We start from the raw sequence: 14,290 nt of genomic DNA on the forward strand, positions 1-14,290 counted from the left end.
CTCAGGAAACGATAGTCTTAGCATACTGAATTATTTCTATATCTGACAACCGGATAACAGACTTTCCAACTCAGAAATTCGTTGGCATTGCAATGCTTTTTGCGCCAGCTCGACAAATTCACTGAATTTACCTTCACAAATGGCGGCTTTTATCTCCGGCAACGCGGCAGCATTGGCACTCAGTTCATCAAAGCCCATCCCCATCAGTAACGGCGCAATACGGGGATCGCTGGCAAGCTCGCCGCACAAAGAGGTGGTGACTCCGGCCGCTTTGGCGGTATTTAACGTTTGCGCAATCAATTGCAGTACCGCCGGGCAGAATGCTGGGTAGCTGGCGGTCAGTTGTGGATTACCACGATCGGCGGCTAGGGTATATTGCGCCAGATCATTGGTACCAATGCTGACAAAACTTAGTCGCGGTAGCATGGTGGACAGATTAACGACTGCGGCAGGGGTTTCTACCACAATACCGTATTCAGGTTCGGCGAACGGCTTCTGTTCCAATAGCAGTTGCTGGCGGCAGATCTCGATTTCAGCAAACAGCTCATCTAACTCTTCCGGCTGGCATACCATAGGAAACATCAGCCGTACTTGACCAAACGCCGCGGCTCGCAATACGGCCCGAAGTTGAGTGTGCAGCACGTCTTTATGCCGTAAGGTGTAGCGTAGACCACGAACGCCAAGAGCGGGGTTATCTTCTGCCAACAGCTGATTAATGCAGGAAAACTCTTTATCGGCACCCACATCGAGTGTGCGAATGGTCAGACACTTGCCTTTAATGAGCTGTAATGCCTCGCAATAGAGGCTGAATTGCTCTTTTTCATCCGGCATGGACACGGCATCCATCAGCATAAACTCAGTGCGAAACAGGCCAATTCCTTCGGCACCAGATTGTGGCAGCCTGGCAATATCGTTAAGATTCCCGACGTTAGCGAGCAGTGTCAAACTGTGACCATCCTGGGTGACACAGGGAATATCGCGGTAGCGGGCGAGGGCATTGCGCCTTTGTTGATCATCCGCCAACTGCTTTTGCAATGTCGCCAACTCTTTGGCGTCAGGCTGTGCGTATAGTTTGCCTTGATAACCATCCAGAAATAGCTCAGTACCATTGCTGATAGCCGCAGCGTCAAAATTGCAGGACAGCAGGGCCGGGATCCCGGCAGCCCTGGCCAGAATGGCGGTATGACTAGTGATACCACCGGTTTTTAGCACAATGCCCTTGATGTGATTCAGCGGGAGTAAGGCAAATTCAGCTGGCGTCAGGTCTTCCGATAGCAGAATACTGTCTTCCTGAAGCTGTTGCAGCCGTTCGCCTCCGGCACCATTAATGGTGGCAATCAGTCTTTTAGACAGACTCAGTACGTCCTGCGCACGGCGGGCGAGATAAGGATCGTCCAGTGCTTCCATTTCACTGGCCTGGTGGTAGAACACACGCTGCACTGCCGCTCCCGCGGACAGTTGCAGGGTATTAATGGAACGATGGAGCTGGCTAATGAGTTCGGCATCGTCCAACAACAGTAAATCGGCTTCCACTAGTTGGTAGTTGGCAGAGCCTGCTTCAAGGGAAAGAAGACTGTTACGTAATTGCTGGCACAGTTGGGCGACAGCGCGACTCGCCTTTGCTTGTTCGGCGGGAATACTGGAAAGCGGCAATAGACGATAATCGAGACTGTTATCGAAGGGCTCAAACAGGACAGCTTTGCCCTGGGCGATACCAGAGGATACGGCGATTCCTTTCATCTCCATTGGCTGTCCTTAACTCAGTGTCATCAATAGTTCAGCAATACGATCTACAGCTTGCTCTGCTTGTTGCCCGTGGGCGAAAATCCGCACATGGGAACCGTGATATAATCCCAAGGTTTGTAATTTGAATAAACTCTTGGCACTGGCTTGCTTGCCCTGACATTCCACAATGACATCACACAGAAACTGTTTCGCCTCTTTGACCAATAACGCTGCCGGGCGGGTGTGGATGCCATGGGGAGCAGTGATGGTAACGGTTTTTTCATACATAGACTTCAGACTCATGTTGATCGCAAACAGCCGTTATCTGGCGCTAGCATGCCGCACTCAGCGGTCATATTCAATCACTTGGTAGCCCTTAGCGCGTAACGCTTTTATCGCAGTGTCCAGCTTATCCCACTTAACCAGTATATAGTCGGTATCGAATGTAGATAATGAAAAAATACAGACATGAGCGTCTGCTAAGGTTGTGGCAATCTTAGCGTGTATCCCGGTAGCAGAAAATCCCAGCGGCCCGAGTATCTCCAAACAGCGCCAACTGCTCTCTTGTTCTAGGCTATCGAGTGGCACGCGGGCATCAATCACAATTGACATTTCTTCGCGGGTCTTCGCCAAAAAATAGGTGGGCTGTTCAAGCACGACTGACGGAACGGCGGTATCAGCAGCGAAACTATGTATGGTGTAGAGCGTAGGGTGAATAGCCAGCGTCAAGCGCACAACATAATTCCTCTGGATAACCGGGCATCTTAATGATGCCCGTTATATATATGTGTGACGCTCCTTGTCTTCGGCTCACATCATAACCGTCAGGTTTTGAACTGTCCAAGTGCCGCAGCCATCTGCTGGCTGATTTTGCCCATATCGGCGGCAGCATGGCTGTTGCTGGCATTCGCTTGGACGGACACTTCTGTGAGCTCAGAAATATTACTGATATTACGATTAATTTCTTCTGTCACCAAAGATTGTTCTTCGGTAGCACTCGCCAATTGAGTGTTCATATCGGAAATAGCGGCAACCAATTGCAGGATTTTTTCCACGGCGGCATTGGTATTCTGTGCATGCTGCTGCAACTCCTGTGACTCTTTTTGGGTCAGTTGGTTACTCTTCATGACACTGTCAACACCGTGTTGGATCTCGGCAATAATGGTATGGATCTCGTTAGTGGATTCCTGAGTCCGAGTGGCCAGCGCTCTCACCTCGTCGGCCACAACGGCAAATCCTCGCCCATGTTCTCCTGCGCGAGCAGCTTCAATCGCCGCGTTCAGGGCCAACAGGTTGGTTTGGTCGGCAATAGAACGGATAACTTCCAAAATACTGCCGATTTTCTCAGATGCATGACCCAGAGCCAGCGTTAAACTTGCCGAAGATTGTAATTCACTCGCTAACGTGCGGCAGCCTTCCAAGGTATTTTCCATGGTTTGCTTACCTTGGAGCGCTTGCTGCTTCACGCTCGTGGCCGCATCGGCCGCTTGCTGGGTATTGCCAGCCATTTCACGAGTCGTACTCAGCATTTGATTGATAGCTGTTGCAACACTGGCAATCTCTTTATGGATATGATCTGCACTTTCATTCGATTCTTGTACTGCATTCATCAGTTGTCCGGCATCGGTATTCAGATCCAGTCCCAGCGGTTTCATCTGTTGCAGTGCGGTGGCAATCTTGGCAACAAACTCATTGAATGCATCGGCCAGTAATGACACCTCATCTTTGCCCGGGCTGTTTAGCCGCTTGCGCAAGTCACCTTCACCCTGGGCAATATCCTTCATGGCGTTAATAGCTTCGTTAATTGGGCTGGTAATGGATTTGTTCAACACCAAGAAGAAAGCAAAAATCGGCAATGAGATAATCAGCATGATCACTAAATAATGGATGGATACCGTGGTCATGGTGTCATTGATATCGCTGACATAGGTGCCAGTCATAATTGTCCAGTCCCATGTTTTGTCATGGCGGGCTTCAGTGAGTTTTTTTTCGTCTTGCCCGGTCGCTGGATTGCGGTAGTTATAGGTGATAGTCGCTTTATCGTTGGCTCTCGCATCATTGATAAACTTGACAAAAGGGCGTTCACCATCAGCGGTTTTTAACTCGGAAACGTTTGTCCCGACCAATTTGGGGTACTGGCTGTCAGACAAAATAACGCCATCACTGCCAATCAGGATGTAATAACCATCCTTGCCGAAGCGCATACCATCAAATAAACGAATGGTTTGCTGTTGTGCCTCTTTTTCTGAAGTATTACTGGCATAGGCTTGGAGTCGGCTCGCCTCAACAATCGATAATGCAGAATTCAGTAACGAATCATTCTGCACCCATTTCTGATTGATTAGATTGCTGTATTGCTCCTTAATAGAAAAACTTGCGAAGCATACAGTTCCTATTGCTGCCATCACTAACATCAGGATCAATCTTTGCAGGATGGTAAGTTGCCGCAGCAGATTCATGGATGCAATCCTTTTTATGTTATATTTCTATAAGTTGCGTCGAATATACAGCAATTCCATTAGCATTTGAAAGTATTTCGCTAAACGGCATTTTCAATAGTTGATCACGCTCATTTTTCCGTCATAAACGCGGGATGGCAAGCAAATTACTTTGCCTTTGTGGAAGCCAGCAGCATAGAATCAGACTACGCTTTATAATTATTTGTTTTCTCTCCGGATATATGTAGCTATTGCATTATCCGGATGGCTATCAGGAGCAGCTCAGATGCAGCCATCTCAAGTGATCAACTCGGATGATATTTTACTAAAACTATGTCGGTCGGTGTCGCAGGTCTTGTCAACCACCACGGCTAGCAAAATTAGTCATGCTGGTATGGTTCAGCGCATCGGGCAAACGCGTTTGCGGCCAGATCTGGGGTGTTTTTCGATTTTTGATGGTGGTTTCTCAGGACTGGTGGTGATCAACTTTTCAGCTGATGCGGCCATGGAGATCTACCGCCGTTACCTGTTAAGTATGGGCATGCCGGAAGATGAGTTAGCCATCAAATACACCTCTGATGAAGTGGCAAACGTGATGGGTGAGCTGATGAACCAGATGTTGGGTAACTTTATTAATCAGGTTTCCAAAGAGTTGCAAACGTCCATCAGTCAGAGTCAGCCTAAAATGCTCACTATCAACCGTGAACTGACATTATCTATTGAGGCTAATCTGGATGAGCCGGTCACTCGTCGGGTGAGTTTCCGCACTGAAAACAATAATATCTTTTACCTTGAATTTGCCATGGATAACACTGAATTCATCGGTTTGGCGTCCGTTGAAGTCGAAGAGGAAATGGACCCTGATGATATTTTAGCGATGCATTCGGGAGGTGCCAGTCACAGCGGGGATGTCACTGAAGACTTGTTTGATAAACTCGGTATCTAATCTGCTGTGTCCAGTCCGGGCTTGCCAAGGCCCGGACATCCTCCTATGATCCCGCGGTTTTTGCTGCCGAGGCTGTTGTTATGTCTGAATACTCTTTATCCATCTATGCCTGTGAACTCGCTGCGCAAGTTATCCGTGATGTTATCAGTGATGGAGCGCCGTTGGATCGGGCTTACTCTCGACAGTTTGCTGGTTTGAAATTAGCCCCTGCACAGCAAGCACAGATAACTCGTGTGGTTGGTGAGATTATCAGACGATTGAACTTTTACTGTTATCTAGCGCATGTGTCCTTAGCCGATGCGGGCAAACATGCTGCCGATTTACTGATGGCCTGGCATGCTTATCGGCAATTACCGCCCCCCGGTTGGCAACAGGCTAAGGCCATTGACGCGAAAACACTGGCATTACGGCTGCAGCATGCCGATAGTGTGGCAGCATTACGCGATGGTTGTCCGGCGTGGCTGGATGAGCTGGGACAGCTGCAGTTAGGTGACAGTTGGGCGGCCGAGCGTGCGGCGTTGGCGCAAGCACCTAAGCGCTATCTGCGCACTAATCTGCTCAAATGTGACCGTAATCAACTGCAATCGCGGCTGGCAAAAGAGGGCATTTCCGCGGTTGCGGTGGAAGGCGTTGCAACGGCGCTGGAAGTGACTTCTGATGCGGCGTTATTTCGTACTGACACATTTAAGGATGGTTGGTTTGAACAGCAAGATGCCGGCTCACAACATGTGGCTGACGTGTTGGATGTATCACCGGGAATGCGGGTGATTGATGCCTGTGCTGGTGCGGGTGGGAAAACGCTGCACCTGGCTGCCAAAATGCAGGGCAAAGGCCGATTACTGGCAATGGATATTGAACAGTGGAAGCTGGACAATCTCAAAGAGCGCGCACGCCGTGCTGGTGCACACAATGTTGAGACCCGGCTGATCAGCTCCAGTAAAACCATTAAACGCCTGAAATTGTCGGCAGATCGCTTACTACTGGATGTCCCGTGTTCTGGCTTGGGAGTGCTAAAACGTAACCCTGATACCAAATGGCGTGACACAGAAACGCGTTTACCCGTATTACAGGCATTGCAAGCACAGATCCTCGACAGCTACAGCCGGATGTTGAAAGTTGACGGCATTCTGGTGTACGCCACCTGTTCCATTATGCCGGATGAAAACCGACAGCAAGTTGATAACTTTCTCGCCAGTCATAGCAACTTCCGGCTATTAGATGATGCCACTATCAGCCCGGCCAACAGTGGGTTTGATGGTTTTTATTGGGCAAGATTGCAACGTACTGCAGAATAATCGTCTAAATAGTGCACTTTTTTTGCAGGTTTGCTGCAGTTTTTTACAAGTATTGGCGAGTGCAGACGTTTACACTGACTTTAATCTGCTGCTTATCTGAGTTGTGTTTATCTTGTCAGCACCTGCGATTGAACATCAATTATTGACGCCGGTTAGCGGTATCGAGTTAGTACGTGCCCGTTATCAGGGATTTGCCTTTGATCGGCATGTGCATGCTGACTTTCATATCGGTGTGGTCGATTGTGGTGCCCAGCGCTTTATGCATCGCGGATCTCAGTATTTACTGGCACCTGGGCGGATTTCGCTGATTAACCCGGATGAAGTGCATGATGGTGAAGGACTGAACAAAGCACTTTACCAAGTGCGGTTGTTACGGATCAGTGGGGCGGCATGGGCTCAGTTTGCACAGCAATTAGGATATGCGGCCGAACCCTATTTCAGTGGGCCAGAGATTGTTGATCAACCACTATATCGCGGCTTATTACAACTGCATCAACTGGTGAATCAGCCACACGGCGCCCCCATCGCGGTTGATGGTTTACTGCTGGAGCTGATGAGCGCACTTATCAAGCGTCATGGCGACAGCCAACGACATTCGGTTGCGGTTGCTGGCGGGCTAACAGCATGGCAGATAACGCAGTTAAAGGATTTTCTCTATGCCGATTTAGCCGCAAATCACCGCTTACAGACCCTCGCCCAACTGTTTCAGCTCAATGAGTTTCAATTTCTACGAAGGTTCCGCCGTAGTTTTGGTATGACACCGCATGCTTATATCTTGGCTCTGCGTGTGGATTATGCTCGGCAACTACTGGCAGCAGGCAAAGATGTGGCTACCGCGGCCAGTGCCGCTGGATTTTATGATCAAAGTCATCTGCATCATTACTTTAAACGGCGTTACAATCTGACGCCTGCGCTGTATCGGCGTCAACTTGCTGGTTAGCTGCAATTTTTTCCAATCCCTTCGCCAATAGACTCTATTACACTGGTGCCTATCTAAGGCTTATTGGGTTCACAGAAAACAAACTATGAGTTGGTTATCGCTGTTATTTACCTTGGGAACCGTGCATGTGGCGGCGTTGGTCGCTCCTGGCCCCGATTTTGCGCTGATGCTGCGAGCCAGTGTTGTGGGGGGACGCCGTTATGCGTTTTTCCTAGCGTTGGGACTGGCCTCGGCCATTATGTTACATACCATTACGGTAACGTTTGCCGCAGCCTTGTTGCAACACTGGTTGCCGCAACTGATGTTATGGTTGCCTTGGTGTGCTGCATTGTGGCTGGGATATCTGGGCTATGGCTGTTTGTCTGGGGCGCTTGCCACGCAAGACTCAGTGCAACATAAAGAAATGCCCAAGACACTGCGGAGCTATTCTCGCCGTCATGGCTGGTGGACAGGTTTTGCCACCAATGCGTTGAATCCTAAAGCCTATGTGTATTTTTTCAGTGTGATTGCCGGGATGCTGCCACTGCAAAGCCCACTGCAGTTTAAGCTGGCATTAGTGATCCTGTTTTTCAGTCTGGCGTTATTGTGGTTCGGATTTCTTGGCTGGGCACTGAATATCCCCCGTTGCAGCCAATGGTTGCAGCGTAATAATCGTGGGATTTTAGTCTTTAGCGGCGTGATCCTGCTGCTGTTCGCAATGTTTCTGCTGTTACAGGGCTACCAGCGCTTGGTAGGCTAGTCGCCTTGTAATGTCATCAATATATGGCGGTTACCGCCGTGATTGCGGTGTTCGCCCAGATAGATGCCTTGCCAAGTGCCTAACGCCAATTGCCCATTGCGTATCGGCAACAGTAAACTGGTGCCGAGCAGACTGGATTTGATGTGTGCTGGCATATCATCGGCACCTTCATCGATATGACGAAAATAACCGCTGTCTTCGGCTACGGTATGATTGCACCAAGCCTCAAAGTCATCGCGCACGGTGGGATCGGCATTTTCATTGAGCGTCAGTGATGCTGAGGTGTGTTGTAACTGTAGATGCAGCAACCCTATATTGATCGGCTTGAACTGTGCCAATGCGGCAGCAATGTCGGTAGTGATAAGATGAAAGCCGCGGCTTCTTTCCCGTAACTGCAATAGTTGCTGTTGCCACATACGTCTATTCCTCTGCGCTGTTTCTTGCCGTGATTGATGATAGCGGGGATAGCATAACCCCAAAATCGTGCTATTGGATTAACCGCAGATGAGCGTTATCTGTGGCTGTGATAAACTGACGGCTAGTCATCATAGTGTCAATTAAGAGAGAAATATCATGGCCCGCGCCAGTGCCCGCCATATTTTAGTCAAGACCCGTGAAGAAGCGGAAAAGCTAAAACAACGCCTAGAAAAAGGTGAAGATTTTGCGGTATTAGCGAAAAAGTATTCGCTGTGTCCCTCCAAAAAACAAGGTGGCGATCTGGGCGAATTTAGTCCCGGCCAGATGGTCAAAGCCTTTGATGATGTGGTGTTTAAAAAATCGTTACTTACGATTCATGGCCCGGTAAAAACCCGTTTCGGGTTTCATCTTATCCAGACGCTTTATCGCAGTTGATGGCTGAAACACCTGCTACGACAGCGCTATTGCCCGCCGATTATTATCTGCAAAACTTTGAACAGATGCTGACGAGCGTAGCAGAGCGTTATCTGGATATTTTCCCTGCTGACCAGCAACGGGCATTACAGTGTTATCGGTCGTTGCCAGACAAAAGCAAAATGTTGCTGGTGCGGTTATTATCCCGAAAAGGCGAGTGGTTTCGCCTGGATAAACTGCATTACAGTGAAATCGGCGATATCGCGGATGCGGCGCAGCCCCTGCTTCACACGGAACTGTTGCAACAAACGTTGCCGCCGCTAGAGATCTGGTTTAGCGCCGTCACTCTAGCGGAGCTGAAAACCCTACTGCATGATATCAATGACCCACAGCTCAGTCCTTGGCGCAGCAAACAACAGTTGTGGCAGCTGTTGCAGGCAACACCAGAGTTGCAAACGCAACTGCCACAATGGCAGCAACAACAGGGGCTGGTTTGGCTGCAACTCAATTGTCAGCCGCTACTGGATCTACTGTTGTTGCTGTATTTTGGCAATCGCTATCAAGATCTAAGTCAGTTTGTGTTAAGCGATCTTGGCTTGCAGCGGTTTGAGAGTTACCCATTAACCCGGGAAGGGCGAACTTATCAGTCATCAATAGAACTACAAACGGCTTTATCCTTGGCGGCGTTAGCCGCTAACTGGGAGCAAACCACCCAACAAAAAGAGCCGATTGTGCTGGCAGATTGGTTGGCACAATTACCCGCGCCACAAGACAATCCGCTCTTGGAGCGGCGGAGGCAGAAACTGCTGCTGCAATTGGGACGAGAAGCCGAACGGCAGCAACAGCTAGCGTTGGCAATGTCACTGTATCAACAATGTCACGGTTGGGATGCCGCAGAACGTCTATGCCGCTGTCTGGAAAAGGTTAATCCACCACAAGCGCTGGCGGTATTAACCTCGCTTGCACAACAAGCCCAGAATGAAACGCAGCAGCAAACCGTGGTGAGGATCGGCAATCGACTTAATAGACGATTTACCGTCGCTGAACCGGGGGCATTGCAGGCGCTTTTCGATATAACAAAACCGTATAAACCCGATGAAATCCATTTGGAATTAGCTCAAGTGCCAGAAATGCGTGTGGAACGTCTGACTGCAGATTATTTTGCAGCTCAAGGTTATGATGCCTGGTTCAGTGAAAACAGTGTGTTATGTGGCCTGTTCGGCTTGGCATTTTGGGATATTATCTTCGCGCCAGTCGCGGGTGTGTTTGATAATCCGTATCAGCGAGCGCCCCGGGATATGTATCAGCCAGACTTTGTCGCGCGCCGACAAACTTTGATTACCCAGCGGATGGCGCAGCTGGCTAGCGGTGATAAGCACATACTGCAACAGCATTTTGTCTGTAAACAAGGGTTGGTGAACGATTGGGTCAATTGGCAAGTTTTTACCGAACCACTGTTCAAACGCTGTATCACCACCTTTTCTACAGAATTTTTACTGGCGTTATTTCAACGGATATTACGTGATCCGCAGCATTACCGCAGTGGTCACCCGGATCTGTTGCTATTTACTACTGACGGACAACCGCAGTTTGTGGAAGTTAAAGGTCCAGGCGATAAGCTGGACGATCATCAAAGTTATTGGTTACACTTCTTATCCGAATTTTATGCCGCTAAAGTGTGTTACGTGAGTTGGAAACATACTAAATAACTTAACGCGTAAATCAACTTACCTGTTGATTATTAATATATTTAAAACACTTTTATGGATTTTATGAGCGCTTGTTAACTCTAGCAGATAACGAGCCAACAGCGGCTTACGCCATAAAAAACGGACTGTGGATCGGGGATCGACAGTCCGTTTTGACGTTAAATATTTAAGCTCAATCGTAAATCAGTTCCAGCTGCATCAGCAGCATCTCTTCGCCGCCGCTGACTTTGATGTCACGACTTTGGCAAACCGGGCACAGATAGGCGATTTCGTCCGGAATCGAGTGAGCGCCGCAGGCTTTGCAGTCTAGCTCCAGCGGTGCGACATCCATTTCCAGTTCAGCACCTTTGCACATGCCATCTTCTCGGAAAGTATCAAAAGCGGTTTTGACCAGTTGCGGTTCAACGCCACTGAGCGCGCCAATTTTAACCGCTACTCTGGCTATACCTTTGGCTTGATGCTCTAGCGCAAGCTGTTCACACTGTTCAATTAATGCGCTAACAATGGAAAACTCATGCATCAGCAGATCCTCGGTAACAATTCACCCGCGGGCAGTTCTAGGTAGCGTTTGCTGCCCCAAGGCGAATGCAGGATCACTTTCTCAGCATTGGCTTCGGTGACGGTACCGACAATCCGCGCCTGATCGCAATTGCAGAACTGGTGCATGACGTTGATCGCTTCAGCGGCAATTTCTTGGGGCAGGGCGATCACAAAGGTGCCTTCGTTTGCTAAGTCCCAAGGTTCAAAACCGTAGAGTTCACAAACACCACGCACTTCATCGCGCACTGGAATCGCTTCTTCGCTGAGCTCAATCCCAACATTGGCAGCTTTAGCCCATTCATTGAGTACCGCAGCAATACCGCCGCGGGTGGCGTCGCGCATAGCGTGCAGCGGCAGATTGGCGGCAATCAGTTGTTCGACCATAGGCCACAGCGTGGCGCAATCGGATTGCAGTTCGCTTTCCAATTCTAGTCCTTCACGTGCTGCCAGAATTGCGGCACCGTGACAACCAATGTCGCGGGACAGAATAATGGCATCTCCAGGCTGTACCGCGTGTACCGAAATTCCCGGCTTGAGGATGCGGCCAACGCCAGAGGTATTAATAAACACCCCATCAGCGCAGCCCTTGGGAACGACTTTGGTATCGCCGCAGACAATTTTGGCGCCGCTTTTTTTCAGCTCAGCCGCCATGGTTTGCACTATCTCTTTGAGCCTCGCGATTTCAAAGCCTTCTTCAATGATAAAACCACAACTGAGGTACTGCGGTTCTGCGCCCATCATTGCCAGATCATTTACCGTGCCGGCAATGGCCAGTTTGCCGATATTGCCACCTTTGAAAAACAGGGGCGAAACCACAAAAGAATCGGTAGTAAAGGCAATCGGACCAGTCATGTTAAGGCTGGCGGCATCTTCTTCTTGGCGCAGGATCTGATTATCAAAGGCTTCAAAAAAGAGCTTGCCAATCAATTCGGCCATCTCGCGGCCACCGCCACCGTGACTGAGTTGGATCTGTTTTGGGGTCGACATGGTTATTTTACTCCTGCATAGCGGTAGTAGGCATTACATGCACCTTCGGAACTTACCATGCAGCTACCTAATGGTGTTTGAGGCGTGCAGCCACGGCCAAAAACTTTGCAGTCCTGAGGTTTGGCTTTGCCTCGCAGAATATCGCCGCACTGACAGGCTTTGTGATCGTCAATTTCTTTCACCGGCAAGCGCTCACCGTATTTGAGTTCGGCATCGCGGTGACGGTATTCTGGCCTGAGCATGAGTGCTGAGTTAGGAATAGGCCCCAGCCCTCGCCAGCGGAAGCTAGGGCGCACGGTGAAATATTGAGCCACCTTACGCTGTGCGGCTTCATTGCCTTTGTAGCTAACGGCACGTTCGTACTGGTTTTCCAGCTCACAACGACCTTCGACCTTTTGTTTGACAATCGACAGGATTGACTGCATCACATCGACGGGTTCAAACCCTGAAACTACAACCGGCGTGTGATATTTATCTACTGTTGGCTGATAAATCTGACTGCCAGTGATCACGCTCACATGGGATGGGCCGATAAACGCATTTACCCGAGTTTCGGGATCAGCCATCACCGCATCAATAGCGGGCGGTACCAGTACATGGTTGATATGGAATAGCAAGTTGTGGATGCCGAGTTTTTCAGCTTGTTCCAGCAGCACCGCAGTCATGGGTGTGGAGGTTTCAAAGCCAATGGCGAAATACACCACGGTTTTATCCGGGTTTTCCTGTGCAATTTTCAAAGCATCCAATGGCATATACACAGGACGAATATCGCAGCCTTTAGCACGGAACTGCGCTAAGGAGCCTTCGGAGCCCGGTACTCGGATCATATCGCCCAGCGTCACTAAAATGACATCTGGTAACTGTGCTAGTGCGGCAGCCTGGTCGATACGCTCTTTGGGCATAATGCACACAGGGCAGCCGGGGCCGTGAATAAATTCGATATTATCTGGCAGCAGCTGTAATAGACCGTATTTCATGATGGTGTGAGTATGACCACCACACACCTCCATGACGTTTACCGGCTCCGTCAACTTTGCTGCTAACTCTTTGATTTGTGAGGCTAGCTCTGCAACAGTACGGGGGTCGCGAAAACCATCATAGAGCTGCTTGAGTTGCAGCTCAGACATCGGCAGCCTCCATTTTATCCACGATCTCTTTATACAGCGTTAGGCTTTCCATTGCTGATGCAGCATCGATTTTATTCATCACAAAACCTATGTGGATCAATACATAGTCACCTATGGCTAATGGCTCTTCCAGCAGATGACAGCTGACAGTGCGTTTTACGCCAAGCGTATCAACGGTGACACTTTGTGTCTCTGGATGCAGCTCAACAACTTGCGAAGGGATAGACAGACACATTAGACAGTCTCCAAAGTTGCGTTGAATGCCGCCAGTTCCTGTTCAAACCAGTGGGCAACTTCCTGCATGCTTTCTTTTTCTTTGATGGAAACGCAGATCACCTTGGCATTAGGATTGAGTTTCTGCACTTGGCTTTTAGCCTCTTCGGTACTGAAGTCGAAGTAGGGCAGCAGGTCACATTTGGTGATCAGGACGACATCGGCCTTACGAAACATGACCGGATATTTTTCAATCTTATCTTCGCCTTCTGGTACAGAAACCAGCACTACATTCTTATGGGTGCCAACATCGTAACTGGCTGGACACACCAGATTGCCCACGTTTTCAACAAAGCAGATATCCATGTTATCCAGTGGCTGCTGATGCAGGGCACCATGCACCATAAAGGCATCTAGGTGGCAGGCGCTGCCGGTTTGGATCTGCACCGCGCTGATGCCTTTTGCCTTCAAGCGGTCAGCATCGCGTGAGGTTTCCAAGTCGCCTTCAATCACACAGAATTTCTTGCTAGTGTAGTCGCCAAGATGCTCCAGCAACGTGGTTTTACCTGAACCTGGGCTGCTCATCAGATTGAACGCCATCACGCCGTGTTCTTCGAAATGCTCACGGTTATGGGCGGCTTCAACATCATTCTTGTCGAGAATTTTATGGATCACTGACAAGGTTTTCTTGTCGTTGAGTTGTGGGTTAGTAGACAGTTCATGATGATGGTGGTGATCATGGCTGTGTTCATGTCCTGCAATAGAACAACCGCAATCTTTACACATAGCAAACTCCGGTT

The 14,290-nt window shown here is 49.3% G+C and carries 16 protein-coding genes; 6 read left to right on the top strand and 10 right to left on the bottom strand.

Features of this window, described 5'->3' with window-relative positions; all coding sequences use genetic code 11:
- Window positions 1–36 precede the first annotated feature (36 nt).
- From ptsP to IE064_RS02915, 4 genes are all read right to left on the bottom strand, one after another.
- On the bottom strand, window positions 37–1,746 hold the full coding sequence (ptsP, locus tag IE064_RS02900) for a phosphoenolpyruvate--protein phosphotransferase (protein WP_189616243.1): 1,710 nt from the start codon (window positions 1,744–1,746) through the stop codon (window positions 37–39).
- A gap of 9 nt (window positions 1,747–1,755) precedes the next feature.
- Window positions 1,756–2,013 (bottom strand): HPr family phosphocarrier protein, encoded by a 258-nt coding sequence (locus IE064_RS02905; protein ID WP_189616582.1) that lies wholly within the window; start codon window positions 2,011–2,013, stop codon window positions 1,756–1,758.
- A 57-nt stretch (window positions 2,014–2,070) separates the two neighbouring features.
- A complete protein-coding gene (locus IE064_RS02910) occupies window positions 2,071–2,460 on the bottom strand; it encodes an ACT domain-containing protein (protein WP_189616245.1) in 390 nt (129 codons plus the stop codon).
- Between the two features lie 89 nt (window positions 2,461–2,549).
- Window positions 2,550–4,184 carry a methyl-accepting chemotaxis protein gene (locus IE064_RS02915; protein ID WP_189616248.1) on the bottom strand — a complete coding sequence of 545 codons (1,635 nt, stop codon included), beginning with the start codon at window positions 4,182–4,184 and terminating at the stop codon, window positions 2,550–2,552.
- A 265-nt stretch (window positions 4,185–4,449) separates the two neighbouring features.
- Here IE064_RS02915 and IE064_RS02920 point away from each other — a divergent pair, with 265 nt between their 5' ends.
- The 4 genes from IE064_RS02920 to IE064_RS02935 all read left to right on the top strand — a co-directional run bounded on the left by IE064_RS02920 (window position 4,450) and on the right by IE064_RS02935 (window position 8,083).
- Window positions 4,450–5,109 (top strand): DUF3334 family protein, encoded by a 660-nt coding sequence (locus tag IE064_RS02920; protein WP_189616250.1) that lies wholly within the window; start codon window positions 4,450–4,452, stop codon window positions 5,107–5,109.
- Window positions 5,110–5,189: 80 nt separating this feature from the next.
- Window positions 5,190–6,404, top strand: coding sequence for an RsmB/NOP family class I SAM-dependent RNA methyltransferase (locus IE064_RS02925; protein ID WP_189616252.1), 1,215 nt, complete (start codon window positions 5,190–5,192; stop codon window positions 6,402–6,404).
- A gap of 112 nt (window positions 6,405–6,516) precedes the next feature.
- Window positions 6,517–7,344 (top strand): AraC family transcriptional regulator, encoded by an 828-nt coding sequence (locus tag IE064_RS02930; protein ID WP_189616254.1) that lies wholly within the window; start codon window positions 6,517–6,519, stop codon window positions 7,342–7,344.
- Window positions 7,345–7,429: 85 nt separating this feature from the next.
- Window positions 7,430–8,083: a LysE family translocator gene (locus IE064_RS02935; RefSeq protein ID WP_189616256.1), complete on the top strand. Its 654-nt coding sequence runs from the start codon at window positions 7,430–7,432 to the stop codon at window positions 8,081–8,083.
- Here the strand turns inward: IE064_RS02935 and IE064_RS02940 are convergent.
- Entirely contained in the window at window positions 8,080–8,499 is a 420-nt protein-coding gene (locus IE064_RS02940) for a secondary thiamine-phosphate synthase enzyme YjbQ (protein WP_189616258.1), read from the bottom strand. The two genes, IE064_RS02935 and IE064_RS02940, sit on opposite strands and share 4 nt — an antisense overlap.
- Window positions 8,500–8,656: 157 nt before the next feature.
- On the opposite strand from IE064_RS02940, the gene IE064_RS02945 reads away from it, so the two are divergent.
- Together IE064_RS02945 and IE064_RS02950 are read left to right on the top strand one after the other, a co-directional pair.
- Window positions 8,657–8,935, top strand: coding sequence for a peptidylprolyl isomerase (locus IE064_RS02945; protein ID WP_189616260.1), 279 nt, complete (start codon window positions 8,657–8,659; stop codon window positions 8,933–8,935).
- On the top strand, window positions 8,935–10,623 hold the full coding sequence (locus IE064_RS02950) for a VRR-NUC domain-containing protein (RefSeq protein WP_189616262.1): 1,689 nt from the start codon (window positions 8,935–8,937) through the stop codon (window positions 10,621–10,623). The genes IE064_RS02945 and IE064_RS02950 overlap by 1 nt, the downstream gene beginning before the upstream one ends.
- A gap of 172 nt (window positions 10,624–10,795) precedes the next feature.
- Here IE064_RS02950 and hypA read toward each other — a convergent pair whose 3' ends face one another.
- The 5 genes from hypA to hypB are packed head-to-tail and all read right to left on the bottom strand — an operon-like array spanning window position 10,796 to window position 14,276.
- Complete coding sequence (gene hypA / locus IE064_RS02955) at window positions 10,796–11,143, bottom strand: hydrogenase/urease nickel incorporation protein HypA (protein WP_133039475.1); 348 nt, start codon at window positions 11,141–11,143, stop codon at window positions 10,796–10,798.
- Window positions 11,143–12,150 carry a hydrogenase expression/formation protein HypE gene (hypE, locus tag IE064_RS02960; RefSeq protein ID WP_189616264.1) on the bottom strand — a complete coding sequence of 336 codons (1,008 nt, stop codon included), beginning with the start codon at window positions 12,148–12,150 and terminating at the stop codon, window positions 11,143–11,145. The genes hypA and hypE overlap by 1 nt, the downstream gene beginning before the upstream one ends.
- 2 nt (window positions 12,151–12,152) lie before the next feature.
- On the bottom strand, window positions 12,153–13,277 hold the full coding sequence (gene hypD, locus IE064_RS02965; RefSeq protein ID WP_189616266.1) for a hydrogenase formation protein HypD: 1,125 nt from the start codon (window positions 13,275–13,277) through the stop codon (window positions 12,153–12,155).
- Window positions 13,270–13,512, bottom strand: coding sequence for a HypC/HybG/HupF family hydrogenase formation chaperone (locus IE064_RS02970; protein WP_189616268.1), 243 nt, complete (start codon window positions 13,510–13,512; stop codon window positions 13,270–13,272). Before IE064_RS02970 ends, hypD begins: the two co-directional genes overlap by 8 nt.
- Window positions 13,512–14,276: a hydrogenase nickel incorporation protein HypB gene (gene hypB / locus IE064_RS02975; protein ID WP_189616270.1), complete on the bottom strand. Its 765-nt coding sequence runs from the start codon at window positions 14,274–14,276 to the stop codon at window positions 13,512–13,514. The genes IE064_RS02970 and hypB overlap by 1 nt, the downstream gene beginning before the upstream one ends.
- Window positions 14,277–14,290: the final 14 nt, after the last annotated feature.

The sequence above is a fragment of the Shewanella fodinae genome (assembly GCF_014651955.1).
Classification (GTDB): Bacteria; Pseudomonadota; Gammaproteobacteria; order Enterobacterales; family Shewanellaceae; genus Shewanella; species Shewanella fodinae.